The sequence below is a fragment of the Trinickia sp. Z7 genome (assembly GCF_056498045.1).
The window spans coordinates 120,930-145,149 of sequence record NZ_JAUEQW010000011.1 but is presented as its reverse complement, the minus strand read 5'-3'; the positions used below and the strand labels follow the sequence as shown (position 1 = coordinate 145,149).

Annotated in this window: 23 protein-coding genes; 9 read left to right on the top strand and 14 right to left on the bottom strand. The window is 64.8% G+C overall.

The features are described 5' to 3' along the window. Positions 1-10: 10 nt before the first annotated feature. Positions 11-3,217: an efflux RND transporter permease subunit gene (locus QQS38_RS18925; protein WP_479646879.1), complete on the top strand. Its 3,207-nt coding sequence runs from the start codon at positions 11-13 to the stop codon at positions 3,215-3,217. A gap of 8 nt (positions 3,218-3,225) precedes the next feature. Continuing rightward, positions 3,226-4,746, top strand: coding sequence for an efflux transporter outer membrane subunit (locus QQS38_RS18920; RefSeq protein WP_479646933.1), 1,521 nt, complete (start codon positions 3,226-3,228; stop codon positions 4,744-4,746). A 150-nt stretch (positions 4,747-4,896) separates the two neighbouring features. Here the strand turns inward: QQS38_RS18920 and QQS38_RS18915 are convergent, their stop codons facing one another. From QQS38_RS18915 to QQS38_RS18860, 12 genes are all read right to left on the bottom strand, one after another. Next, positions 4,897-5,943 (bottom strand): TadG family pilus assembly protein, encoded by a 1,047-nt coding sequence (locus tag QQS38_RS18915; protein ID WP_479646878.1) that lies wholly within the window; start codon positions 5,941-5,943, stop codon positions 4,897-4,899. Then, entirely contained in the window at positions 5,936-6,364 is a 429-nt protein-coding gene (locus QQS38_RS18910; RefSeq protein WP_479646877.1) for a TadE/TadG family type IV pilus assembly protein, read from the bottom strand. The genes QQS38_RS18915 and QQS38_RS18910 overlap by 8 nt, the downstream gene beginning before the upstream one ends. Beyond that, a complete protein-coding gene (locus QQS38_RS18905; RefSeq protein WP_479646876.1) occupies positions 6,361-7,263 on the bottom strand; it encodes a tetratricopeptide repeat protein in 903 nt (300 codons plus the stop codon). Before QQS38_RS18905 ends, QQS38_RS18910 begins: the two co-directional genes overlap by 4 nt. A 31-nt stretch (positions 7,264-7,294) precedes the next feature. Further along, on the bottom strand, positions 7,295-8,224 hold the full coding sequence (locus QQS38_RS18900) for a type II secretion system F family protein (RefSeq protein WP_479646875.1): 930 nt from the start codon (positions 8,222-8,224) through the stop codon (positions 7,295-7,297). Further along, the gene (locus QQS38_RS18895) at positions 8,221-9,207 is read right to left on the bottom strand and encodes a type II secretion system F family protein (protein ID WP_479646874.1); all 987 of its coding nucleotides are present in this window, start codon (positions 9,205-9,207) and stop codon (positions 8,221-8,223) included. Before QQS38_RS18895 ends, QQS38_RS18900 begins: the two co-directional genes overlap by 4 nt. Further along, positions 9,204-10,718 (bottom strand): CpaF family protein, encoded by a 1,515-nt coding sequence (locus QQS38_RS18890; protein ID WP_479646932.1) that lies wholly within the window; start codon positions 10,716-10,718, stop codon positions 9,204-9,206. The genes QQS38_RS18895 and QQS38_RS18890 overlap by 4 nt, the downstream gene beginning before the upstream one ends. Next, positions 10,718-11,944 (bottom strand): CpaE/TadZ family protein, encoded by a 1,227-nt coding sequence (locus tag QQS38_RS18885; RefSeq protein WP_479646873.1) that lies wholly within the window; start codon positions 11,942-11,944, stop codon positions 10,718-10,720. Before QQS38_RS18885 ends, QQS38_RS18890 begins: the two co-directional genes overlap by 1 nt. 13 nt (positions 11,945-11,957) lie before the next feature. Next, positions 11,958-12,362, bottom strand: a complete 405-nt coding sequence (locus QQS38_RS18880) for a CpaD family pilus assembly lipoprotein (protein WP_479646872.1) — start codon at positions 12,360-12,362, stop codon at positions 11,958-11,960. 22 nt (positions 12,363-12,384) lie between these two features. Next, entirely contained in the window at positions 12,385-13,695 is a 1,311-nt protein-coding gene (locus QQS38_RS18875) for a type II and III secretion system protein family protein (RefSeq protein ID WP_479646931.1), read from the bottom strand. Between the two features lie 141 nt (positions 13,696-13,836). Beyond that, positions 13,837-14,880: a Flp pilus assembly protein CpaB gene (gene cpaB / locus QQS38_RS18870; protein ID WP_479646871.1), complete on the bottom strand. Its 1,044-nt coding sequence runs from the start codon at positions 14,878-14,880 to the stop codon at positions 13,837-13,839. 15 nt (positions 14,881-14,895) lie between these two features. Then, entirely contained in the window at positions 14,896-15,429 is a 534-nt protein-coding gene (locus QQS38_RS18865; RefSeq protein ID WP_479646870.1) for an A24 family peptidase, read from the bottom strand. Between the two features lie 79 nt (positions 15,430-15,508). Continuing rightward, positions 15,509-15,700, bottom strand: coding sequence for a Flp family type IVb pilin (locus tag QQS38_RS18860; protein WP_479646869.1), 192 nt, complete (start codon positions 15,698-15,700; stop codon positions 15,509-15,511). 606 nt (positions 15,701-16,306) lie between these two features. On the opposite strand from QQS38_RS18860, the gene fghA reads away from it, so the two are divergent. Continuing rightward, positions 16,307-17,152 (top strand): S-formylglutathione hydrolase, encoded by an 846-nt coding sequence (fghA, locus tag QQS38_RS18855; protein ID WP_479646868.1) that lies wholly within the window; start codon positions 16,307-16,309, stop codon positions 17,150-17,152. Positions 17,153-17,263: 111 nt separating this feature from the next. Then, positions 17,264-18,019 carry a YoaK family protein gene (locus QQS38_RS18850; RefSeq protein WP_479646867.1) on the top strand — a complete coding sequence of 252 codons (756 nt, stop codon included), beginning with the start codon at positions 17,264-17,266 and terminating at the stop codon, positions 18,017-18,019. A 9-nt stretch (positions 18,020-18,028) separates the two neighbouring features. On the opposite strand, the gene QQS38_RS18845 is transcribed toward QQS38_RS18850, so the two are convergent. Continuing rightward, complete coding sequence (locus tag QQS38_RS18845; RefSeq protein WP_479646866.1) at positions 18,029-18,415, bottom strand: type II toxin-antitoxin system VapC family toxin; 387 nt, start codon at positions 18,413-18,415, stop codon at positions 18,029-18,031. Continuing rightward, a complete protein-coding gene (locus tag QQS38_RS18840; protein ID WP_479646865.1) occupies positions 18,412-18,660 on the bottom strand; it encodes a type II toxin-antitoxin system Phd/YefM family antitoxin in 249 nt (82 codons plus the stop codon). The genes QQS38_RS18845 and QQS38_RS18840 overlap by 4 nt, the downstream gene beginning before the upstream one ends. A gap of 390 nt (positions 18,661-19,050) precedes the next feature. Between QQS38_RS18840 and QQS38_RS18835 the strand changes: the two genes are divergently transcribed. The 5 genes from QQS38_RS18835 (at position 19,051) to QQS38_RS18815 (ending at position 24,137) form a co-directional block, all read left to right on the top strand. Further along, positions 19,051-20,319, top strand: a complete 1,269-nt coding sequence (locus QQS38_RS18835) for an ABC transporter substrate-binding protein (protein WP_479646930.1) — start codon at positions 19,051-19,053, stop codon at positions 20,317-20,319. A gap of 125 nt (positions 20,320-20,444) precedes the next feature. Further along, positions 20,445-21,380, top strand: coding sequence for a carbohydrate ABC transporter permease (locus QQS38_RS18830; protein ID WP_479646864.1), 936 nt, complete (start codon positions 20,445-20,447; stop codon positions 21,378-21,380). After that, on the top strand, positions 21,377-22,240 hold the full coding sequence (locus tag QQS38_RS18825; protein ID WP_479646863.1) for a carbohydrate ABC transporter permease: 864 nt from the start codon (positions 21,377-21,379) through the stop codon (positions 22,238-22,240). The genes QQS38_RS18830 and QQS38_RS18825 overlap by 4 nt, the downstream gene beginning before the upstream one ends. Continuing rightward, entirely contained in the window at positions 22,237-23,001 is a 765-nt protein-coding gene (locus QQS38_RS18820; RefSeq protein WP_479646862.1) for an HAD family hydrolase, read from the top strand. Before QQS38_RS18825 ends, QQS38_RS18820 begins: the two co-directional genes overlap by 4 nt. After that, a complete protein-coding gene (locus tag QQS38_RS18815; protein ID WP_479646861.1) occupies positions 22,989-24,137 on the top strand; it encodes an ABC transporter ATP-binding protein in 1,149 nt (382 codons plus the stop codon). The genes QQS38_RS18820 and QQS38_RS18815 overlap by 13 nt, the downstream gene beginning before the upstream one ends. Positions 24,138-24,220: the final 83 nt, after the last annotated feature.

Genomic DNA, 24,220 nt, shown 5'->3' with positions numbered 1-24,220 from the left:
AGCCCGCTACATGGCCAAGTTCTTTATCGATCGGCCGATCTTCGCCTGGGTGATTGCGATCATCCTGATGCTGGCGGGGGTCGCGTCGATCTTCAATCTCCCGATCGCGCAGTACCCGACGATCGCGCCGCCTTCGATCCAAATTTCGGCGAGCTACCCGGGCGCGTCGGCCAAGACGGTCGAAAACACGGTGACGCAGGTCATCGAGCAGCAGATGAGCGGGCTCGACCATTTGCTTTATCTGTCCTCGACGAGCGACGACTCCGGCACTGCCACGATCACGCTCACCTTCGACGCCGGCACCAACCCGGATATCGCCCAGGTGCAGGTGCAAAACAAGCTGTCGCTCGCCACGCCGCTACTGCCGACGGTCGTGCAGCAGCTCGGCACGAAGGTGACCAAGTCGAGCAGCAGCTTCTTGCTCGTGCTCGCGTTCGTCTCCGAAGACGGCAGCATGAGCAAGTACGACCTGGCTAACTACGTCGCCTCTCATATCCAAGACCCGATCAGCCGGCTCAATGGCGTGGGCACCGTCACGCTGTTCGGCACGCAATACGCGATGCGGATTTGGCTCGATCCGCACAAGCTGACCAATTACAGCTTGACGCCGGGCGATGTCGTCACGGCGCTGCAGCAGCAAAACGTCCAGATCGCGGGCGGGCAGCTCGGCGGCACGCCGGCCGTTGCCGGCCAGATGCTGCAAGCGACGATCACCGAGCAGACCTTGCTTCGCACGCCGAACGATTTCGGCGACATCCAGTTGAAGGTCAATCCGGACGGCTCCCAAGTGCGGATCAAGGACGTTGCGCGCGTCGAGCTTGGCGGCGAAACGTACAACTTCGACACGAAGTACAACGGTCAGCCGACGGCGGGCATGGGCATTCAGCTCGCGACGGGCGCGAACGCGCTGCAGACGGCCAAGGAAGTGCGCGCGAAGATCGACGAGTTGTCGAAGTACTTCCCGCATGGCCTGGTCGTCAAATACCCGTACGACACGACGCCGTTCGTGCGCTTGTCGATCGAGGAGGTGATCAAGACGCTGCTCGAGGGCATCGTGCTGGTCTTCCTCGTGATGTACCTGTTCTTGCAGAACCTGCGCGCCACCTTGATTCCCACGATCGCCGTGCCGGTGGTGCTGCTCGGCACGTTCGCCATCATGAACGTCGTGGGTTTCTCGATCAACGTTCTGTCGATGTTCGGCCTCGTGCTGGCGATCGGTCTGCTCGTGGACGACGCGATCGTCGTCGTCGAAAACGTCGAACGCGTGATGAGCGAGGAGGGTCTCTCGCCACGCGATGCGACGCGTAAGGCGATGGGGCAGATCACGGGCGCGCTCGTCGGCGTGGCGCTCGTGCTGTCGGCCGTGTTCGTGCCGGTGGCGCTTTCGGGGGGCTCGGTCGGGGCGATCTATCGCCAGTTCTCGCTGACCATCGTCTCGGCGATGGTGCTGTCGGTGCTCGTCGCGTTGGTGCTGACGCCTGCGTTGTGCGCGACGATCCTCAAGCCGATTCAGGCCGGCGAGCATGGTGCGACGACGGGCTTCTTCGGCTGGTTCAACCGCACGTTCGACAACAGCCGCGATAAATACCATCGCGGCGTGCATCACGTCATCCGCCGCTCCGGGCGGTGGCTCGTGATCTACCTCGCGGTGATCGTCGCCGTCGGTCTGCTGTTCGTGCGTCTGCCGAAATCGTTCTTGCCCGAAGAAGATCAGGGCCTCATGTTCGTCATCGTGCAAACCCCGACGGGCTCCACCCAAGAAACGACGGCGCGCACGCTGGCGAATATCTCCGACTACCTGCTCAAGCAGGAGAAGGCGGTCGTCGAGTCGGTGTTCACGGTGAACGGCTTCAGTTTCGCCGGGCGGGGCCAGAACTCCGGTCTCGTGTTCGTGCGGCTGAAGGACTACGGTTCGCGCCAGGGTTCCGACCAGAAGGTGCAGGCGATCATTCAACGGATGTTCATGCACTATTCGCGTTACAAGGACGCGATGGTCATTCCGTTCAATCCGCCGTCCATTCCGGAACTGGGCACGGCGTCCGGCTTCGATTTCGAGCTGACCGACAACGCGGGCTTGGGCCACGACACGCTGATGGCGGCGCGCAATCAGTTGCTGGGGATGGCGGCCAAGGATCCGACGCTCGCGCTCGTGCGCCCGAACGGGCTGAACGATACGCCGCAGTTCAAGGTCGACATCGACCGCGAAAAGGCGCAAGCGCTCGGCGTTTCGCCGCAAGCGATCGATCAGACCTTCTCGGTGGCGTGGGCCTCGCAGTATGTGAACAACTTCCTCGATACCGACAACCGGATCAAGAAGGTCTACGTGATGGCCGATGCGCCGTTTCGCATGACGCCCGACGATATGGGCCACTGGTACGTGCGCAATTCGTCGGGCACGATGGTGCCGTTCACTTCGTTCGCCGCGGGGCATTGGACTTTCGGTTCGCCCAAGCTCGAGCGTTACAACGGCATCTCGTCGATGGAAATCCAAGGCGCGGCCGCGCCCGGCAAGAGCACGGGCCAGGCGATGCAGGCGATGCAGAAGATCGCAGCCAAGCTGCCGGCCGGTATCGGCTACTCATGGACGGGACTCTCGTTCCAGGAAATCCAATCGGGCTCGCAAGCGCCGATTCTCTACGGCGTGTCGATCCTCGTCGTGTTCCTGTGCTTGGCCGCACTCTACGAGAGCTGGTCGATTCCGTTCTCGGTGATCATGGTCGTGCCGCTCGGCGTGATCGGCGCACTGCTCGCTGCGACGCTGCGCGGGCTCGAGAACGACGTGTTCTTCCAAGTCGGTCTGTTGACGACCGTCGGCCTATCGGCCAAGAACGCGATTCTGATCGTCGAATTCGCGCGCGAACTGCAGCGCGGCGAGGGCATGGGGCCCGTCGAGGCGGCGATGGAAGCGGCGCGGTTGCGGTTGCGCCCGATCTTGATGACATCGCTCGCATTCATTCTCGGCGTGCTGCCGCTCGCGATCAGCAATGGCGCGGGCTCGTCCAGCCAGCATGCGATCGGCACTGGTGTGATCGGCGGTATGTTGACGGCTACGTTCCTCGCCATTTTCTTCATCCCGATGTTCTTCGTCGTGATTCGCGCGAAGTTCGCGGGAGAGGCCGAGGATGCGGACGAAGCCGAACGCCGCGCGCAAGCGCACCACACGGCGCCACATCTGCCGGGTAAAGACGGGAACCGCAACGGCGACGAGGGACATTGAAGATGCATATTCGACACCCATCCTTGATTGCGCTTGCGCTCGCGTGCATCGCAGCGGGCTGCACGTTCGAGCCGAAGTACGAGCGTCCGGCCGCGCCAGTGGCGGGGACGTTCCCGGCCTCGGGCGTGTATGCGACGCAGCCGGCCACGACCGCGGGCGACACGGCGAGCGGACGTGCGGCGGTCGACATCGGCTGGCGCGAGTTTTTCGCCGATCCGCGTTTGCAGCGTTTGATCGACGTCGCGCTCGTGAACAATCGCGATTTGCGTGTTGCCGTGCTCAACGTCGATGCCGCCCGCGCGCAATATCGCATCACGCGCGCGCAACTGTTCCCGGCCATCAACGCGCAAGCGAGCAAATCGGTGCAGCGCACGCCGCGCGATCTTTCGCCAAGCGGCCAGACGCTTTCGCAAGAGTTCACCGTCGGGCTCAACGCTTCATGGGAGATCGACTTTTGGGGCCGCGTGCGCAGCTTGAAAGACCAGGCGCTGGAGCAATATCTGTCGACGGCGCAGGCGCGCAAGGCGGCCGAGATTTCGTTGGTCGCGCAAGTGGCGAATCAGTACTTGCAAATGCTCGCCGTCGACGATCTGCTCAAGATCACCGACGACACGTTGAAGACGGCCGAGGCCTCGTACGCGCTCACGAAGCTGCAGTTCGACAACGGCACGGGTTCGGAGCTCGATCTGCGGCAAGCGGAGACGGTCGTCGAGCAGGCGCGCGCCAATCGCGAGGCGCAGGCGCGTGCGCGCGCGCAGGCCGAGAATGCGCTGGTCCTGCTCGTCGGTCAGCCGCTGCCGGACGATCTGCCGCAGGGCCGAGGGTTGGACGATCAGAAGTTGCTGACCGACATCCCCGCCGGCTTGCCCTCCGATTTGCTGACGCGCCGGCCGGACATCATGCAAGCCGAAGCGACGCTGCGCGCCGCCAACGCGAATATCGGCGCCGCGCGGGCGGCGTTCTTCCCGCAGATCTCGCTGACGAGCTCGTTCGGCACGGCAAGTCCCACGCTGGGCGGCTTGTTCAAGCCGGGCTCGGCGGCGTGGGCCTTTGCGCCGCAGATCAAGCTGCCGATCTTCGAGGGCGGGCAAAACCTGGCCAACCTCGATTTGGCCAATGTGCAGAAGCGGATCGAGATCGCGCAGTACGAAAAAGCGATCCAATCGGCGTTCCGCGAGGTGGCCGACGATCTGGCCGCGCGCAGCACCTACGACGGGCAGATCGGCGCGCTCGAACGCACGACGTTCGCGCAATCGCGCACGCTCGAGTTGTCCCAACTGCGGTACAAGAACGGCGTGGACAGCTACTTGCAGGTGCTGACGGCGCAGACCAACCTTTACACGGCGCAGCAGTCGCTCGTCAACGCACGGGCGGCGCGGCTCGAGAACCTCGTGAATCTCTACGTGGCGCTCGGCGGCGGTTGGATCGCCCATACCGGCGAAGCGCCGCGGCCGGCCGATGCGCCGGTCGACTACGGCGCTGCTTCGGCGCCGGTGGCAGCATCGGCGGCGGCAAAGTCGGCGGGGTGAGGAACACGCGGTTAGGGGGATGAGGCAGTTGTGCCTCCACTCGATTCGGCATGCAGTCGGGCGCATGGCGCAACTTCCTTGGCGGGGACGCCGTCGTGACGTCTCGTGCCCAAGGCAAGCAATGGCGTACCGATCGGCGCGGCCCGGCAATCAAAGCGCCAACCGCGGCGCCACATAGGCGCCGTACTGCGGCCCAACGCCCCAAGACTGCACGGGAATCCGGTACCCACGCACGAAGTGCCCTTCGATGTACTTGTCGCTGCCGCCGTAGCTGCCATCGACGTGGAAGGCGGCGAACGCGACGATCGGCACGTAGCTGTGCGTATCGATCTGCGCAGCGACCGGTATGACGATCGTTACGCCAACCGGCACGTCGCTGTAGATCGTCGTCTTCACCCCGGGCTCGATCCAAATGCTGTCGCCGATCGAAAGCGGCGACGGGTTGCCCGAAGAGATGAGCCCTCGCACGGTGGGCACATCGTCCGCATTGATGAGAAACGCCGTCCATTGTCCGGCTTCGCAACTTGCGCCGTAGAGGTGCCCGTTGCCGATCTGAAATTCGTACGGTTGCCCCGTCGACGGATCGACGCTCGGCTCGTTCGTTTGCGCGTTCCAGTACTGGTTCAATACGCACTGGTCGACGACCATCGGAAACAACCCCCCGGCACCGACGGTCGCGGGCGCGGCGGCCACCGCGACGGCCGTGGCGCTCGTTGGCGTGCTCAGCAGATCCAGAAAGCCGCCGAGCAGCAACGATACGGCGCCGCCGTTCTCGCTAGCGCTGCGCGTGACCGTCACTTGCACCGCCGGCGCGTCGTAGGCGCCCGGCGTAATCGTCTGGGCCTGCAGCGTGGAGGGCGAGCCAGTCAGATTCCAGAATCCCGTTTGTACGCTGGCGGCCGAAAGCTTTGCCCCATCCGAGGCGTTCAGCGAAACCGCAGCGCTCGTCGCGTTGGCCGCATCGGACCAGTCGGGTCCGCTGGCGCCCGAGAGCAGTTTCGATGCGCCCGCAAGTGCGGCGGCATCGGCGGCATTTTGCAACTCGTTGCGCACGGTCGCCACGCGCGGCAAGTCGACGGCGAACGCGCCGAACGTCAAAAGCATCGCGACCGTCAGCAGAAACCAAAGCGAAACCGAGCCTCGCTGCCCGCGCAGCGAAGCACCGGGTGATGGGCGGGGCGCGGTTCTCCTACTCATAGTTCATGACCGTCGTCGCCGTCACTGTGACGGGTCCCGTCAACGAACTGAACGCCGAGCCCAGCACGAGCCCCTCATAGGTATAACTGACGGTGACCGTCAGCGGGCTGCCCGGCGAGGTGCCGGCGGACTGATCGACATTGACCGTAGGCGTCGTTGCCGTGCCGCCCGTCACCAAATTGCTTTGCGCATAAGAGAGTGCGACGCTCGCAACTTCGGTCGCGGCCAGCGGCGGCACACGCACCACCACGCCGGCGCGCGCGGCTTCACGGCTCGCATTCGTGATGACGGCCTTATCGCATAGAAGCAGGCTCGTATCGACGATGCCGAACAACACCGTCATCAAAAAAGGGAAAACGAGCACGAATTCGAGCGCGACGGCGCCGCGCTCGTCCGATGCGAAGCGCGCGAGCCGCTTCACTCGATCGCTCCCGAGCTTGCCGGGTTCGCCGAGGGCACCGCGTCGACGCTTGCGGCGCTCGATGCGGCGGTGTCGTCGGCCGGTGCGGCCGAGCCCGCCGGATCGGACCAGCGTTCGCGCAGCGCACGATAGAACGATAAATTGTCCTCTGCCGATCCGACCGGCATGTCCGCGGTGAGAATGCTTTTCGCCGCTTCCGCATTGCCGAGCAAACCATAGGCGAGCGCCAAATTCTCGCGTGCTTGCGCGGGTGCGTCGGGCAGCCCCGCGATATCGAGCAGCACGTTCGCGCCTTCGCGCGCGCGCCGCTCCAAGATCAGCGAGAGTCCGAGGTTGGCTTTCAATCCCTGAGCTTCGGGGTGGCGCGTCAACGCCGCGCGGTAGACCGCTTGCGCCTCGGTGTGATTGCCTTGCAGATCGAGCGCGGCGCCGAGTCCCTCGGCGACGACGGCATTCTCGGGGTGCGCGACGGCAAGCCGCCGATAGCGAGCGATGGCGTCATCGAGCCGTCGCTCGCGCAACGCGACGCGCGCGAGCCCAAGCTCGGCGCGCGGATTTCCGGGGCCTGCGGCCGCCGCCTGCCGGTACAGCACGCCCGCGCGGGCGAGGTCGCCAGTGCCGTAGATCGCGTCGGCAAGGCCCAGTTGCGCGGGCAGGGAGTGGGGATCGGCCTGAAGCGTACGCTCGAACAGCGAAATGGCGAGCTGCGTGTCGCCGCTCTCGAGCGCGCTTTCGGCGATGCGAAGATCGGTGCTCTTGTCGGCGCCGCGCTCGGCGACGACTGCGCGCGTCTGAACTTGTGGCCCGCTTGCGCAACCGGTCAGCAGACCCGCTGCGAGCGAGGACGTCGCCAACGCGGCAACGACGCGGCGCCGTGTCTTCATCGAGATCGAATGCATGAAACCTCCTGTGGCCGCTCCGACCGTCACTTCAATGATGAAACACCGAGATGAGCCGGATGACGGCCGGCCCCGCCGCGATCAGCGCGACGGTCGGCATGATGAAAAGCATCATCGGCAGCGTCATCTTCGGCGCGAGCTTCGCTGCCTTTTCCTCGAGCGCGATGATCTGCATCGAGCGCTCGGTGCGGGAGAGCATGCGCAGCGACTGCGTGATGGGCGTGCCGTACTGTTGCGATTGCACGAGTGTCGTCACGAGAGCGCGCATCGAAGTGAGGCCGATACGGGCGGCCATCGCATTTAGCGCCGCCGCGCTGTCGCCGCCGATCTGCAGTTCGTCGGCCGTCACCGAGAACTCGTCGGCGAGCGCCGGGCAGATCGTGCGCAACTCGGCCGCCACGCGCTTGATGGCCACGACCAGGCTGTTGCCCGCGTTGGTGCAGATCACGAGCAAATCGAGCGCATCGGGCAGCGTGAGCGAAATCGCGCGCTGACGGCGTTTGATCGCGAACCCGAGCACGATCTCCGGCAGCATCATGCCGACGACGAAAGCTGCGGCCATCGTCAACACGCGCATCACGAAATAGCCGCCGATGCGTGGAATGTGAGGGGCGAGCATGATCGCCCCGAGGGCTAGACACGCGCCGCAGACGATCTTGAGCCCCGCGAGGATCGAGACGGCGCGCTTCTCGCGAAAGCCCGCGCTCGCGAGGCGCGTGGCAAGCTTGCCGCGCTCGGCCGCATCGATGATCGGCATGCGCTCGCCGATGCGCGCCACTTTGTGCGCGAGCCGTTGCGGCACGTTGCGTTCCTGCGGCTGCGCGCTCGCTTGCGCGACGCCGTGGCGGACGCGTTGCGCAATGCGCGAACGCCTGCTCGCGCCGCGCATGATCAGCCACAGCGTCGCGCAAGCGAGCAGGGCGACGAGCGCAAGGTTCATCCAAACGTCGGTCACGTTCATCGCGAGGTATCCAGATTGGCGATCTTGCGGATCAACGACAGCCCGATCACGAGCAGCACGGCCGCGAGCACGAGCATCTTGTGACCGGCGCGCGTATTGAAAAGCAGCGCCACATAGGGGCGGTTGACGACGTAGAGAAAGGCCATGATGAAGAACGGCACGCCGGAGATGATCTTGCTGGCGATGCGCCCTTCGGCCGTGAGCGCCTTGGTTTTCGCGCGAATATCGCGGCGCGTGCGCACGATGCCGGCGAGGTTCTCGAGCGTCTCCGCAAGGTTGCCCCCTGTTTCTCGCTGCAAGACGAGGCACACGGCGAAGAACGAAAAGTCGGCGAGCTGCAGGCGGGCGGCCGCTTGTTCGAGCACATCCTTCACTTCCGCGCCGACGAGCAAAGCGTCGCCCATGGTGCGAAACGTCGAGCGCACCGGTTCGTCGCTCTCGACGCCGGCGGTGCAGATGGCTTGGACGGCCGGGATACCGGCGCGCACGGCGCGAATGATCAGATCGAGCGTGTCGGGAAACGCCGCGAGAAAGCGCTGCTTGAAGCGAGCGATGATGAAAAGATAGACGCCGCGCACGGCGATGAGGGCATCGACGAGCGCGCCCAGCACACGCGCCCACAGCGGCAGGCCCGCGAGGGATGCGGCCACGAACGAGGCGAGACCGGTCAGCAGGGCCACGGCGACGATGGTGCGAACGCCCGCGCGGCCCGCGATCGTCTCGATGCGTTGCTGCTTCGCACGTAGCCATGCTTGCCAGGCCGGTTCGTCGCCGGGGGGGCGGCCGAGGCTGACGAGTTGATGCGAGGGTGTTTCGTGCGGCGGTTGCCTGCCCGTTGCCAGCGGGTCGCGCAGCGCGGCGACGCGCCCGGCGATGCGCTGTGCAGGCTGGCGTCGCACCATCTCGCGCAGCGAGCGTGCCATGAGCCCCGCGACGACGATCGCGAAGAAAGCGGCGGCGGCGACGACATCGGCGGGCGTCACGATTGCATCGCTCCGATCAGTTGCTCTTCGAGGCCGTAGTAGGCCGCGCGCTGCGCGAACGCCGGCCGCAGCGACGACGATTCGAAGGCGCCGCGCACCTGCTCCTCATAAGCGCTGGCATTGAAGCGAAAGGCGAACAGGTCTTGGGTGATGACGACGTCGCCCTCCATCCCGGAGATTTCCGTCACGCGTGTGACGCGGCGCATGCCGTCACGCATACGCTCGATTTGCAGAATCATATGCACGGCGCTTGCGATTTGACGGCGGATCGAGATGAGCGGCAGGTTGCCGTTGGCCATCATCACCATGCTCTCGAGCCGCGTGATCGCATCGCGCGGCGTGTTCGCGTGGATCGTCGTCATCGAGCCGTCGTGGCCCGTGTTCATCGCTTGCAGCACGTCGAACGCCTCGGTGCCGCGGGTCTCGCCGAGGATGATGCGATCGGGCCGCATCCGCAGCGCATTGCGCACGAGATCGCGTTGCGAAATGCCGCCGAGCCCTTCGCTGTTTTCGGGGCGCGTCTCGAGGCTCACGACATGCGGCTGCTGCAGTTGCAGCTCGGCCGCGTCTTCGATCGTCACGATGCGCTCGTGAGGATCGATGAAGTTCGACAGTGCATTGAGTAGCGTCGTCTTGCCCGAGCCCGTGCCGCCGGAGATGACGATGTTCAAGCGGCAAGCGCTCGCGATGCGCAGCACCTCCACCATTGCCGGCGAGATATTGCCCTGCTGCGCCATGCGGGCGAGCGTGATGTTGCGCTTGGCGAACTTGCGAATCGAAATCGATGCGCCGCGCAGGGCGATCGGCGGCAGCACCACGTTGACGCGGCTGCCATCGGCCAGGCGCGCGTCGACGAGAGGGCTGCTTTCGTCCACGCGACGGCCGACGGCCGCCGCGATGCGCTGCGCCACGTTGACGACGTGCGCGTTGTCGCGGAACTTCAGCGGTGTCAGTTCGAGGCGCCCGCCCCGTTCGACGTAGACCTGATCGGGGCCGTTGACGAGAATGTCGGTCACCTTCTCGTCGGCGAGCAACGGCTCGATCGGCCCAACGCCGAACATGTCGTTGAGCATTTCGTCGACGATGAGCGCCTGCTCGGCCAGCGTGATCGTCAGTCGCTCGCGCGCAATCGTTTCGGCGGCGATCTGCTCGATGCCTTCGCGCACCTGTGCGCGCGACATCATGAGCGCAGCGGACATGTTCATCGACGAGAACACCGCCGAGCGGATCGTCTTGAACATGTCCGAGCGAATCAGCGCTTCATGGCGCTCGCTCGGCATCGGCGCCGCGGTGGCCGCATTGGTGCGGGGTTCGGGGACGAGCGCGGGCGCGGCCGGCGCCGCGACGGGCGTGGCGGCCGCGCCCGCGGCTGCGGCTGCGGCTGCGGGGGGCGCGTGACTTGCCGCGGCCGCGCGCTCGTCGGTCCGCGTGCGTCCATCGACGCGCTCCGCCTCGATCACGGCGCTCGATTGGGGCACGAAAGAGGGCGGGTTGCAGCGGCGGCCGAACATCATGCGGTGCTCCGTTTCGGCAGCAGGCGCGCGTACCAGGGGCTGCGGGCGGCGACGGCAGGGGCGTCCGAGCCCGTGATGGCATCGGCGAGCGCGACGACCGCGCGTGCGAAGGCCGAATGCTTGCCGTCCGCGATTGCCTCGCCGAGGTTTTCCGCGACCGCGAGCGTTTGCGGCTCATACGGAAAGTCCAGCACCGACGCGCGCCCGAGCGCATGGACGAAGTCGGCCTGCGCGACGCGCCCGCGCACGGGCTGCTGCGCATTGTTCAGGAGCACCGACACGGCGGCATCGGCCGGGCGGCCCTCGGCGAAGCGGCACAGGCGCGCCGTTTCGCGCGCGGCATGCACCGAACGATCGGAGACGACGTGGATCGTTTCGCAGGCGTCGAGCGTTTCTTCGACGAAGCCGCCCGCGCGCTGCGGCAGATCTAGCACGACATAGTGAAAATGGCGCTTGAGGGCCGCGACGAGTTCGCCGACGGTCCCTGGGCGCAACGCGGGCGGCTGCTCGTAGGGCAGAGCGGCGCTGAGCACGGAGAGGCGATCGCTTTGCGCGACGGCGGTTTGATGAATGAGTTGCTGATCGAGCCGCTGCGTGTTTTGCAGCAGCTCGGCAAGGCCATTGTTCGACACGATGCCGAGCATCGATGCAGCCGCACCGCCGTGCAAGTCGAGATCGACGTACGCGATGCGCCGGCGCGTTTTGTCGGCGAGGTGCCGCGCCAGCGCGGTGGCAATCGTGGTGACGCCCACGCCGCCGCGTGCGCCGATGAAGCCGATCGCTTTGCCCGCGCGCACGGAGGCGGACGGGTCGCTCGCCGTGAGTGCGCGCTGCACGAGTTCGACCGTCAGGGGTTTGACGAGATAGTCCTCGACGCCCATGCGCAAGAGCGAGCGAAACAAGCCCACGTCGTTGCGATCGCCGACGACGACGACGTTGACCGAGGGATCGACGACTTCCGCGAGCCGCATCAGGTCCGACACGGGCATCGAGGAGTCCGAGACATCGACGAGCAGATGCCGCGGCGAATGCCCTATGCCGCGCATGAGTTCGATCGCATCGCCGATGTGCCCGCGCGTGACGAAGGCGTGTGCGATGCCTTGATCGAGCATCAGATTCTTGACGACTTCTTCGCTACTCGCATCCCCGAGGACGGCGACGATGCGGTCGGTCGCTTGCGGTGCGGCGCGACGATTGGCGGAGCGCAGTTCGAAAGCACCCATGGTGTGGCCGTCCTTAATGCGAGACCGACGTCGTGGTGGAGGTCGAGCGCAGCGGCTGTGCGCGCCCTTGCTCGTAAGCGCGCACGGCGCTGGCGGCGAGCGCGGCATCCGCGCCCGCATACGGCATGGGCGCCACCAGATCGGCCGGACGCACGAGCATGGCCGCGAGATTCGAGTAGGTGGCACAGCCGAATGCGACGCCTGGGCGGCCGCGGCCCGCATCGAGCACATGCGACGGCTGATTCAGTTGCTCGCATTGCGGTGCGATCGCCCGCCCGCCGTTCTCGGAGGTGAAGCCGATCACCGAATCGTTGGGCATGCCGAGCGGCGGATGCTCCGACATGCAGCCCGTCAAGCCCGCGGCAACGGCGATCGTGACGATCGAGGAAATGATGAGGATCGGGATTCGATGGCGCATCGCTCGGCTCCTGTTGTTCGGTTCAGTAAACGAAGCCGGCCGCGCCCACGAGGCGCGGCCCTTTGCCCGCGAGCGGATCGAGGCCGATCGCGCGCTGCAGTGCGTATTCGACGTCGCTGCTCGGGCGCGTGACGCTGTCGAGCGCGTCGTGCGTTTGTCCCGGGCCGACCGGCTGAACGATGTAAGGGGTAACGATCACGACTACTTCGGACTTGTTGTTCAGGTAGTCCTTCGAGGAAAACAACTTGCCGAGCACGGGCAGACGGCCGAGGCCGGGCAGTTGCGATAGCACGTCGCTGGTCTTGCTTTGCAGCAGGCCGCCGATCGCGAAGCTTTGGCCGCTCGCGAGTTCGACGGTGGTCTCCACACGGCGCACCGTCAGCGCGGGGACTTTGATCGAGCCGGTCGTGACGCTGTTCGTCGGATCGATCTCGCTCACCTCGGGCCGCACCTTCAGGCTAATGCGGTTGTTCGCCAGCACGGTAGGCGTGAAGTCGAGCGAGACGCCGTACGGCTTGAACTCGATCGTGATCGCGCCCGTCGTGTCTTGGGCGACGGGAATCGGAAACTCGCCACCCGCGAGAAAGCTGGCCGTCTGGCCGGACATCGCCGTCAGGTTCGGCTCGGCGAGCATGGTGATGAGGCCTTCCTGATCGAGCGCGTCGAGTACGCCGTCGATCGACGTATGCGAGGTGTGAAATCCGCCCACCACGGAAAACGCCCCGGTGGGCGACAAGTTGAACAACTTGGCCGTCGAATCGACGAAGGCGCGCCCGCCGAAGAGCCCGCCGACGAAGTTTCCGCTCGAACCTAGCGCGCTCCAGTTGATACCCAATTGCTGCGTGATGTTGCGATCGACTTCGGTGATGCGCACGCGCAAATGGACTTGGATCGGTTGCGCGAGCGCCAGCCGATTGACGAGCGCTTCCTGCTCGTGCAGATACGGCTTCAACGTTTGTGCGACTGCGTCCGCATCGGCCGCGCTCGGCACATGTCCGCTCACCATCAACGAGCCGGGCGCGCTCGTCACCGTCAAGCGCCATTGCGGGAAGCGCGCATCGAGCAGCCGCTGGATGGACGCCGTATCCATCGCCACATTGATCGTTTTACGCAGGATGGGGCGATTATTCGCGCCAAGCGCGAACAGCGTCGTCGTGCCGGCCTTCTTGCCGAGCACGAACACCGTTTTGGGGGTGGGCACGTGGACGTCGGCCACGTCGGGATCGGCGACGAAGACGGCCACGGCCGCCTCGGGCAACTGCACCATTTCCCCGCCGCCGGCGGGCACCGACAGCACCGAGTCGCTGTCGGCTGCGTGGGCCGGCGAAGTCATCAAATAAAAGCAAGCGGCGGCATAGAGCAGGCTCGCGAAGATGGCGAGCAAGCGCGAGCGGGGATACGGATGCGCGCGCCGCGGCATGGGGCGATGAGGGCGCAGAAAAGACCGATTCGAACGAAGCATCATTTAGTTATCCTAAGCAGCAGGATGGGGTGTCGCCGCCGGTTCCGGCTGCGCACCGGGTGTCGCGGCGGCACCGCCCGGCGGTGCGCCCGAGGGCAGCGGCGGCACGCCTGGCGCCGCGGCGGCCGCATTCGGCAGTCCCAACGAATTGGCGCCGAGCGCATCGGTTTGCTTGGAGCCGCGGTAGACGACGACTGCGCGTGCGTTTGCCGCCGGGCGCGGCGAAGCGGCGTGCGTTGCCGGGTGCGGCGCAGGCGTCATCGCACGCAAGCCGCGTGAGACGTCGCGCGCCCACATGGGCGGTGTTTGCGGGTCGATCACGTCTTCGGCCTGCGAAGCCTGCCGATCGCGCGTGGCGAAGCTGCGCAGCGCAAGCGATAGCGAGCCTAGGTGAGCGCCCACCGTAACGACTTCGGCGCTGCGCGGGGTCACTTCGAACGTGACGGTGCGCGCCCTGGCGTTTGCGGTGCTCGGTTTGGTGTCGTCGTCTTTGGGGCGTTTGAACGCGGTGCCGACCGCCAGCACGCGCACGCGTTCGGCGATCGTTTCCGTCTCGACCGTTCGATCCGACGGCGTGGGCGTTCCCGTCGCGGTGGCGATTTGCTGAGTGAGCAAGACGTCCACGTAATCGCCCGGTTCGATGAGCCCGGCGTTGCCCGAGACATCGTCGATCGCGACCGAAATCGCGCGCATGCCGGGCTGGAGCGCCGCGGCGAGAAAGCCCGGCGAACTCGGCGAAATCACGTCGGACGCGCCGAGCGGCGCGCCTGCTTTCACGGCGTGACGCAGCAGGTCGCCCTTGAGGTCGACCGCGTCGGCTTGACCATCGACGAGCGCGCCCGTCGGCGCATCGTTGCGCGGCATGCTCCTCCATGTGAGGTCGCTATCGCGCAGCAACAGGCCGTCGGGCAGATCGGCCGCGGCGGCACGGATGCGCACCATCGCGGGCGGCTTCGCGGGGCCGGGGCGAGAGGCCGCGACGTAGAGCGCACGCAAGACGAATGCGCCGATGGTGGCGACGACGATCAAGCCGGCGAGTTTGAGAATATTTTGCATGGCGACGGCGATCCGTTATGTGAGCCGTGCGTGAATCAAAAGCGGCCATGCCGCGTGGCCCAATACGGGCGCATGGCCGAGGGCGGGGGGCAGCCAAACTGCGGCGACGCCACCTGCCGCCAGGGCGACGCCGTAGGGCACGCCGCGCGCGGGCGCGAGCCATGCGAGGCCGGGGGGCGTCGCGGCCTCGCGCGGCGTCCGGCGCAACGCGAGTTGGGCGAGCGCGAGCAGCAACCCGAGCAACGAGACGATGAAGAAGACGGTGTTCGCATAGGCCGGCCCAGCCCACAAGAACACGGCTGAGAAGAGCTTCGCATCCCCGCCGCCGAGCCATCCGAAACGAAACATCAGGGCAGAGAGGACGAGTGCGACAGCGCCGGCGGCAACATGCCGCTCGAATCCGGGCCAGCTTTGCGCCCCGAACCATGCGTGCGCGAGATAAAGCATGGCGAAAGCGGCGACGATCGCATTGGGCAACCGTCGCCGACGCAAATCGCAGAGCGCCAACGTCAACAGCGAGGCGCTGGCTAGAGCGTTGATCAAGAACATATTTTTGCCTTTCGATCGACGTGCGCCGGCACCCGCGAGAACGAGCCGTCCGGCGCTCGGGCCGAACGCGCTCATTGCATCAATGACCGTTGGTCTGCACGCTCGTCACGTGCGTGATCATGTTGTTGAACAGGGCCGGTAGGCCGTCGACGCCGCCGAAGATCGCGCCAGCTGCGGCAACAGCCACCACGACGATACCGGCCAAGACCGAATATTCGAGTGCGCTGACGCCGCGCTCGTCGCGCGAAAGTAACCGTACGAAACGCAACATATTTGGGACTCCTTATTAAGAGGCGAAACGGGCCGCTGGACCACTTTCGCAACAGGGGAGGGAGGCATCTGCTCCCAAATTTGTTTACGGCAATCGTTTGCGCGGCTTTAGCGAGGGTCCTGGGGTCCCTAAGGTTTTGAGCGCATATGGATTTCGTATGACTAAAATCTACGCGGGTGAAGGCTCCCCGGGAAGGCGCGTGCAATAAGGGATTGGGGGAAGGACGGGGAAATTTCTAGGAATTCGTCAGACAAGATATCATCGGTGTAAACGATAGCTCAGTTGTCCTAACTATTTTCTCGGGGGATGGATCGGCGCACGCGCCTCGGCACTCGGGTAGCGCACGGGAAAATCCGGCGTGCGGCGAGCGCCGCGGCATGATCGGTAACGCCTAAAGAAAACGAAGGGCGCGCTCGGGCCCCGCCGGCTCGACGCGCGCCGACCGCAGCGAAAGGCCCTCCTATGGGCGGCCGGCAAGCGAGCTTTGCGCAATGAGCCGCGTTCCGAGAGCCGTTATCATGTCAATCGCGCGTACTTGCGGGGGCGCGGCGTACGCCCGACGACGCAAGGCATCCCTATCGCGCGGCTCGTGAACTGGAGAACCCGATGCTGGAACTCGTCGAGACCCACCTTTCGCATGGCGGCAAGCAGGCGCTTTATCGTCATGACGCCAAGACGATCGGCTTGCCGATGCGGTTTTCGGTCTATTTGCCGCCGCAAGCGCAGCATGGCCGCGTCCCGGCACTGTTTTTCCTGGCCGGCCTGACTGCCAACGAGGAAACATTCCCGATCAAGGCGGGGGCGCAGCGTTTCGCCGCCGAACATGGCATCGCGCTCGTCGCGCCCGATACGAGCCCGCGAGGGGCGGGGATCGCCGGCGAAACCGAGGCGTGGGACTTCGGCGTGGCGGCCGGTTTCTACCTCGACGCCACCCAGGCGCCTTGGTCGAGCCATTACCGGATGTATTCGTATGTGCGCGACGAGTTGCGCGAGGCCGTGACCTCCGCCCTACCGATCGACGGCGCGCGCTTGGGCATTTTCGGTCATTCGATGGGCGGCCACGGCGCGCTGGTTTTGGCGTTGCGCAACCCGGGCCTGTATCGGTCGGTGTCGGCGTTCGCGCCGATCGCCGCGCCGATGCAATGCCCATGGGGCAAGAAGGCTTTCGCGGGTTACTTGGGGGACGATACCGAGGCGTGGCGCCAGTACGATGCGAGCGAACTCGTGATGCGGGCCGACACCGCCCGCTTCGAAGCGGGCATCCTCGTCGATCAGGGCTTGGCGGATAAGTTTCGCCTCGAGCAACTGCACCCCGACGTGTTCGAGCAGGCGTGCCTGAAAGGCGGGCAACCGCTGACGCTGCGCCGTCATGAGGGCTACGACCATGGCTACTATTTCATCGAGACGTTCATCGAGGACCATATTGCGCATCACGCACGCGCGTTGATGTAGCGTAAAGAAAATTCGGACGCTCGTGCTACGCTCGAACATTCGGGCGCAGACAGTCCCCCCTCTTCCGAGGGCGATGGCCGATCCCGCGTGTGCCCGAGCTAGCGAGTCAGCATGCCTATTCATTACCTTCGCGCATTCACGAACCCCGAGCGCACGGACGAAGCCAACCGCCGCCTGGGGCGCTCGCTCGCGTTCGTGGCCGGCGCGGCCAACGCGGGCGGCTTCTTGGCGGTGGGACAATATACGTCGCACATGTCGGGCATCGTCTCTTCCACGGCAGACGATTTGGCACTCGGCGATCTAGGGCTCGCGGGTGCGGGTTTCGCTTCCCTCGTCTCATTCGTCACGGGTGCGGCCGTATCGGCGATGCTGATCAACTGGGGGCGCCGCCGAGAGCTGCGCAGCCTCTACGCGATGCCGCTGATGCTCGAAGCGCTGCTGCTGCTCGTATTCGGTTTTCTGGGAGCGAACTTGGAGGCTCATCGCCTGCTGTTCGTGCCGGCAACGGTGGCGCTGCTGTGCTTCGTGATGGGTTTGCAGAACGCCATGATCACGAAGATCTCGAAGGCGGAAATCCGCACCACGCACGTCACGGGACTCGTGACCGACATCGGCATCGAACTCGGCAAGCTCTTCTATTGGAACGGCCCGTTCTCGCATCCGACCCGCCACGGCGCGCCGGTGTTGGCGGACCGCCGCCGGCTGGCCCTGCTGGCATCGTTGCTGGCGGCGTTCTTTTGCGGCGGATTGGCCGGGGCCATCGGCTTCAAGCACATGGGCTTCATCTCGACGGTGCCGCTTGCGACGGTGCTCGTGGCGCTTGCCGCCGTGCCTTTGGTGGACGACGTGCTCGGTCAGCCCTTGTGACGCGCGCGCTCATACCTGCTTGACGGGCCCCGCGTATTGCGCGACGAGCGGATCCGTCGTGACGAGGGCGATGCCTTCGGCGATCGATTGCGCAACCAGCATGCGGTCGAAGGGGTCTTTGTGGTGCCCTGCTAAGCCCTTCAGCGCGAGCACGTGCTGATTCGTAATCGGCAATTCCAAATAGCCGTTATCGACGAGCGCGCGGCGAAACAAGCGCGGATCGACGCGAAAGTCGCTCCTGCCCAAGTCGCTTTTGATCGTGATCTCCCAAAGGCTCGCGGTACTGAACACGAGCGCATTGTCGTGATCTTCCAGCAGGGCTCGCGCAGCCGGCGAAAGCCGTTCCGGTTCGGCCGCCGCCCACAGCAGCAAATGTGTGTCGAGCAGTACCCTCATGTGCCTGCGCCGCCGAAAAGGTGCTCGATCTCCCCGGCTTGCATCCGATCGAAGTCTTCCGGAACGATGAACTCGCCCGCGAGGAACCCGAGGCGCCGCTGTTCCTCCGGCGCGAGAGCGTCGAGCGCCACCACCTTGACGATCGGTCTGCCCGCCTTGGCGATGATGAAAGGGTCGCCCAGCGCGGCTTGATCGACGAGCCGCGAGAGGTGAGTCTTCGCTTCATGGATATTCACGATTTTCATGGTGTGGTTGAGATGGACTAAGTTTCGTTAGTTTAGTCCATTTTCGCGATAGACCGAAAGGCCAACCCGTTCTTGCGCACCGCATCATCGAAAGTGCCACCCCCGCCTTGACACGCCAGAGCGCGTATCCGATCATTCGATCACCGATTGAGCAATTGCTCTTTGAGTGAGCGATCGCTCTGCGGGATCGGCAGTTCGGAAACAATCGCAAGCACAGTGGGTCGAGCTTTCCGCCCGATCTAAGTACGAACCGCGCTTTCGACGAGAGCGCACAGGCCTTTCCACCACAACGTACAAGAGTTAAGGAGACAAGCAATGCAACGGAATTTCGGCTATGCCTTGGCGCCGGCGCGGCGCGCGATCGCCGCTGGGGCCCTCGTGTCGTTGGCTATGGCCGCTTTGCCGGCGGCAGCGGCCACCATCACGATCGCCGTGGTGAACAACCCCGACATGATCGAGATGAAGAAGCTCTCGTCCGATTTCGAAAAGAGCCATCCCGATATCAAGCTGAACTGGGTGGTGCTCGAGGAGAACGTGCTGCGTCAGCGCGCCACGACCGACATCACCACCGGCAGCGGCCAGTTCGACGTCATGATGATCGGCGCGTACGAGGCGCCGCAGTGGGGCAAGCGCGGCTGGCTCACCCCGATGAGCAATCTCTCGGCCGATTACGACGTGAACGACGTCATGAAGCCGGTGCGCGACAGCCTGTCGTACAGCGGGACGCTTTATGCCCTGCCGTTCTACGCGGAAAGTTCGATGACGTTCTACCGCAAGGATCTGTTCGCGGCCAAAGGGCTGACGATGCCGCCTAAGCCCACGTACGACCAAATCACCCAATTCGCCGACAAGCTGACGGACAAGGCGGCTGGCGTCTACGGCATTTGCCTGCGCGGCAAGGCCGGGTGGGGCGAGAACATGGCCTATCTGACCACCCGCGTGAACACGTTCGGCGGCCGCTGGTTCGACGAAAAGTGGCAGGCGCAATTGACTTCGCCGGAATGGAAAAAGGCCGTGAGTTCCTATGTCGAGTTGATGAAGAAAGACGGCCCTCCGGGGGCGAGCTCCAACGGCTTCAACGAAAACCTCACGCTGATGTCGTCGGGCAAGTGCGCGATGTGGATCGACGCCACCGTGGCTGCCGGCATGCTCTATAACAAGAGCCAGTCGCAGGTCGCCGACAAGATCGGCTTTGCCGCGGCGCCTACCGAAGTCACGCCGAACGGCTCGCACTGGCTGTGGGCCTGGGCGCTGGCCGTTCCGAAGACATCGAAGAAGCAAGACGACGCCAAGAAATTCATCGAATGGGCCACGGGCAAGCCCTACATCGAACTCGTCGCCAAGGACGAAGGCTGGGCGTCGGTGCCGCCCGGGACGCGCGAATCGACTTACAACCGCCCGGAGTACAAGCAGGCCGCGCCGTTCTCCGAATTCGTCGAAAACGCGATCAAGACGGCAGACCCGAATCACCCGACGGCCAAGCCCGTTCCCTACACGGGCGTGCAGTTCGTCGGCATCCCCGAATTTCAATCGTTCGGGACCGTCGTCGGGCAGAGCATCTCGGGTGCATTGGCCGGTCAAATGAGCGTCGATCAAGCGCTCGAGGCCGGTAACGCCGCCGCCAATCGCGCGGTGCGTCAGGCCGGCTACCAGAAGTAAGGTAAGCCGACGGGCGGTGCGCGCCTGCGCGCACCGCCCTCGTGCGGGCCGCCGGCCATGTCGCGCGGCGGCCCGCTTCCGACGTCATCGGGCGCGGTGACGCGATCGTTAAGGAGTCCGAAACGATGGGACATCTTCATATGCCGCTCTCGCAAGCCCCGGAGCAAGACGCCTTGCCCACTCCCGAGCGGCTCGCCGGATCGACGCGCTGGCTGGCGGCGCCTTCGGTAGCCGTGCTCGTGCTGTGGATGACGATACCGCTCGCCATGACGATCTGGTATTCGTTCTCGCGCTACAACTTGCTCAACCCCGACGAGAAAGGCCTCGCCGGATTCGACAACTATCGGTATCTGATCACCGATCCGGCATTCCTGCCGTCGATCGTTCACACGCTGGAGTTGATCGGCTTCGTGCTCGTGATCACGGTCGTGGGCGGCACCTTGATGGCGCTGCTGTTCGATCGCAAGTTCATCGGCCAGGGCATTGCGCGCTTGCTTGCTATCGGCCCCTTTTTCGTCATGCCGACGGTCAGTGCGCTGATTTGGAAGAACATGATGCTGCACCCGGTGTACGGGGTGGTCGCGGCCGCGATGCGCGCGTTCGGCATGCAGCCCGTCGATTGGTTCGCCACCTACCCGTTGGCGGCCATCATCATGATCGTCGCGTGGCAGTGGCTGCCGTTCGCGTTCTTGATTCTGTTCACGGCGATTCAATCGCTCGACGAAGAGCAAAAGGAAGCCGCGCGCATCGACGGCGCCGGCCCGTTCGCGATGTTCTTCTATATCACGCTGCCTCATTTGCGGCGTGCGATCGCCGTCGTGGTGATGATGGAGACGATCTTCTTGCTGTCGATCTTCGCCGAAATCTACACGACCACTTCGGGCGGCCCCGGCAATGCGACGACGATCCTTTCGTATTTGATCTATGCGCTGGGTCTGCAACAGTTCGACGTCGGTCTTGCCTCGGCGGGGGGGATTCTGGCCGTGGTGCTCGCCAATATCGTCGCGTTCTTCCTCGTGCGTATGCTCGCGAAGAACTTGAAGGGAGAATACGAAGCATGAGCCATCCAACCGTACCTACCGCGCGGGCCGGGCTCGCGCAAGCGCCCAACTGGGATACCGTCAAGCGGGCGTTGCCGGGCGTGCTCGCCTGGATCATCGCGCTCGCGTTGTTCTTCCCGATCTTCTGGATGACGATCACGGCGTTCAAGACCGAGCGCGATGCGTACTCGATGTCGCTCATCTTTACCCCGACGCTGGATAGTTTCCGAGAAGTCCTGGCGCGCAGCGACTACTTTCTGTTCGCGCGCAACTCGATCCTCGTGTCGGCGGGCGTCACCCTGCTGAGCCTGCTGCTTGCCGTGCCTGCCGCGTACACCATGGCGTTCTTCCCGACGCGGCGCACGCAACAGCTGCTGCTGTGGATGCTCTCGACGAAGATGATGCCGTCGGTGGGCGTGCTCGTGCCGATCTATTTGATTTGGAAGAACGCGGGACTGCTCGATACGGTATCGGGGCTCATCATCGTCTACACGTTGATGAATTTGCCGATCGCCGTCTGGATGGCGTTCACGTACTTCAACGAGATCCCGCGCGACATTCTCGAGGCGGGCCGGATCGACGGCGCGGCCACATGGCAGGAGATCGTCTATCTGTTGATGCCGATGGCATTGCCGGGATTGGCCTCGACTGCGCTCTTGCTCGTGATTCTGTCGTGGAACGAAGCGTTTTGGAGCATCAACCTGTCGAGCTCGAGCGCCGCGCCGCTGACCGTGTTCATCGCTTCGTACTCTAGTCCCGAGGGATTGTTTTGGGCGAAATTGTCCGCGGCTTCGCTGCTTGCGGTCGCGCCGATTCTGCTCGTGGGCTGGGTATCGCAGAAGCAATTGGTGCGCGGTCTGACGTTTGGAGCCGTCAAATGACGGCATCGACCCTCGACGCAGAGGCGTTGCGGCGCGATCGCGTGTTGATTTGCGATTGCGACGGCGTGCTCATCGACAGCGAAGCCGTCGCGGCGAAGATGCTCGTGCGCGAGCTCCAGCAGCGCTGGCCGCATGTCGACGTAGAGCCGGTCGTGTTGCCCCTGCTTGGCTTGCGCATCGAACGCGTGCTCGAAGCGAGCGCCGTGGCATTCGGCGAAACGCTCGCGGCCGTCGAGATGGATGCGATACGGCGCAGCGTCGAGGCGGCGGCGCAGCAAGCGCCGATCGTTGCGGGCGTGGAGGCGGCGCTTGCGCAAATCGCGCTGACCAAAGCCTGCGCGAGCAATAGCTTCACGGCTTATGTCGAAGCTGTGCTCGTGCGCACCGGCCTCGCACGATTTTTTGGCTCGCACGTGTTTTGCGCCGATCGCGTGCCGCGGCCCAAGCCCGCTCCCGATGTCTACATCGCTGCGGCCGGGGCGCTCGGCGTCGCGAGCGGCGCTTGCCTCGTCGTCGAGGACAGCGCGGCGGGCGTCGCCGCCGCCAGTGCGGCGGGCATGGTCGTGCTCGGTTTTGCTGGCGGCACACATGCGGGGCACGGCGGCCGGGCCCACGTCGACGCGCTCATGCAGGCGGGCGCACAGCAAGTATTCGACGATATGAGCGCATTGCCTGCGCTAGTCGATCAATGGATGGCCGGCTTCGCCGATACGGCGCGCACGGCGATGAATGGGAAAGGAGACGCATCATGGCAAGCTTGACGTTGCGCGGCATCGCCAAACGTTACGAGGAGCATGAGGTTTTACGCAACGTGAACCTCGATATCGCCGATGGCGAGTTCGTCGTGTTCGTAGGACCGAGCGGCTGCGGTAAATCGACGTTGCTGCGGATGATCGCAGGGCTCGAGGGCATCAGCGGCGGCGAATTGCTGATCGACACGGCGCGTGTCAACGACGTGCCGCCGGCAAAGCGCGGCATCGCGATGGTCTTCCAATCGTACGCGCTATATCCGCACATGTCGCTCTACGACAACATGGCGTTCGGGCTGAAGCTCGCGGGCGCCAAGAAGCCGGAGATCGACGATGCAGTGCGCAACGCGGCGAAGATTCTGCACATCGATCATTTGCTCGACCGCAAGCCCAAGCAGTTGTCGGGCGGCCAGCGTCAGCGCGTGGCGATCGGACGCGCGATCACGCGCAAGCCGAAGGTGTTCTTGTTCGACGAGCCGCTCTCCAATCTGGATGCCGCATTGCGCGTGAAAATGCGGCTCGAATTCGCGCGGCTTCACGACGAATTGAAGACGACGATGATCTACGTGACGCACGACCAGGTCGAGGCGATGACGCTTGCCGACAAAATCGTCGTGATGTCGGCAGGGAACGTGGAGCAGGTGGGCAGCCCCAACCGGCTTTATCATGCGCCGGCCAATCGGTTCGTCGCCGGGTTCATCGGCTCGCCGAAGATGAATTTCCTCGACGGCGTCGTCGAGCAGATCACCGGCGACGGCGCGCTCGTGCGCTATGCAACGGGGGAGACACAGCGCGTCGCAGTCGACACGCGCGCCGTGACTTCATCGGATGTGCGCACGCTGCAGCTGGGTGCGCGCGTGACCGTAGGCATTCGGCCCGAGCATTTGCACCCGCGGCAGGCGGGTGGCGCCAACGTGTACGGCGTCGCGGCACGCACGACGACCGTCGAATCGCTGGGCGACGCGGCCTACCTGTATGCCGAAACGCCGGTTGCGCCCGACGGGCTCGTTGCACGCATCCCGCCGCTGGAACGGCACGAGCGAGGCGAGACGATCATGCTTGGCGCCGAGCCCGAGCATTGCCACCTGTTCGACGAGGAAGGACTCGCATACGAGCGCAAGATCGTGGAGGTGTTGTCGGCGGCCTGAACGAAAGGGGCGGTCGAATCAAGTGAAAGCGCGCCGCCCGTCCTTCTGTCGGACGGTGCGGAGCGCGAAGTGCGGATCGCGTT

Coding starts and splice junctions, on each gene's coding strand:
- QQS38_RS18925 (WP_479646879.1), top strand. CDS start 11: ATGGCCAAGTTCTTTATCGATCGGCCGATCTTCGCCTGGGTGATTGCG.
- QQS38_RS18915 (WP_479646878.1), bottom strand. CDS start 5,943: ATGAGTAGGAGAACCGCGCCCCGCCCATCACCCGGTGCTTCGCTGCGC.
- QQS38_RS18905 (WP_479646876.1), bottom strand. CDS start 7,263: ATGCATTCGATCTCGATGAAGACACGGCGCCGCGTCGTTGCCGCGTTG.
- QQS38_RS18900 (WP_479646875.1), bottom strand. CDS start 8,224: ATGAACGTGACCGACGTTTGGATGAACCTTGCGCTCGTCGCCCTGCTC.
- QQS38_RS18890 (WP_479646932.1), bottom strand. CDS start 10,718: ATGTTCGGCCGCCGCTGCAACCCGCCCTCTTTCGTGCCCCAATCGAGC.
- QQS38_RS18885 (WP_479646873.1), bottom strand. CDS start 11,944: ATGGGTGCTTTCGAACTGCGCTCCGCCAATCGTCGCGCCGCACCGCAA.
- QQS38_RS18880 (WP_479646872.1), bottom strand. CDS start 12,362: ATGCGCCATCGAATCCCGATCCTCATCATTTCCTCGATCGTCACGATC.
- QQS38_RS18875 (WP_479646931.1), bottom strand. CDS start 13,695: ATGACTTCGCCGGCCCACGCAGCCGACAGCGACTCGGTGCTGTCGGTG.
- cpaB (WP_479646871.1), bottom strand. CDS start 14,880: ATGCAAAATATTCTCAAACTCGCCGGCTTGATCGTCGTCGCCACCATC.
- QQS38_RS18865 (WP_479646870.1), bottom strand. CDS start 15,429: ATGTTCTTGATCAACGCTCTAGCCAGCGCCTCGCTGTTGACGTTGGCG.
- QQS38_RS18860 (WP_479646869.1), bottom strand. CDS start 15,700: ATGTTGCGTTTCGTACGGTTACTTTCGCGCGACGAGCGCGGCGTCAGC.
- fghA (WP_479646868.1), top strand. CDS start 16,307: ATGCTGGAACTCGTCGAGACCCACCTTTCGCATGGCGGCAAGCAGGCG.
- QQS38_RS18850 (WP_479646867.1), top strand. CDS start 17,264: ATGCCTATTCATTACCTTCGCGCATTCACGAACCCCGAGCGCACGGAC.
- QQS38_RS18845 (WP_479646866.1), bottom strand. CDS start 18,415: ATGAGGGTACTGCTCGACACACATTTGCTGCTGTGGGCGGCGGCCGAA.
- QQS38_RS18840 (WP_479646865.1), bottom strand. CDS start 18,660: ATGAAAATCGTGAATATCCATGAAGCGAAGACTCACCTCTCGCGGCTC.
- QQS38_RS18835 (WP_479646930.1), top strand. CDS start 19,051: ATGGCCGCTTTGCCGGCGGCAGCGGCCACCATCACGATCGCCGTGGTG.
- QQS38_RS18830 (WP_479646864.1), top strand. CDS start 20,445: ATGGGACATCTTCATATGCCGCTCTCGCAAGCCCCGGAGCAAGACGCC.
- QQS38_RS18825 (WP_479646863.1), top strand. CDS start 21,377: ATGAGCCATCCAACCGTACCTACCGCGCGGGCCGGGCTCGCGCAAGCG.
- QQS38_RS18820 (WP_479646862.1), top strand. CDS start 22,237: ATGACGGCATCGACCCTCGACGCAGAGGCGTTGCGGCGCGATCGCGTG.
- QQS38_RS18815 (WP_479646861.1), top strand. CDS start 22,989: ATGGCAAGCTTGACGTTGCGCGGCATCGCCAAACGTTACGAGGAGCAT.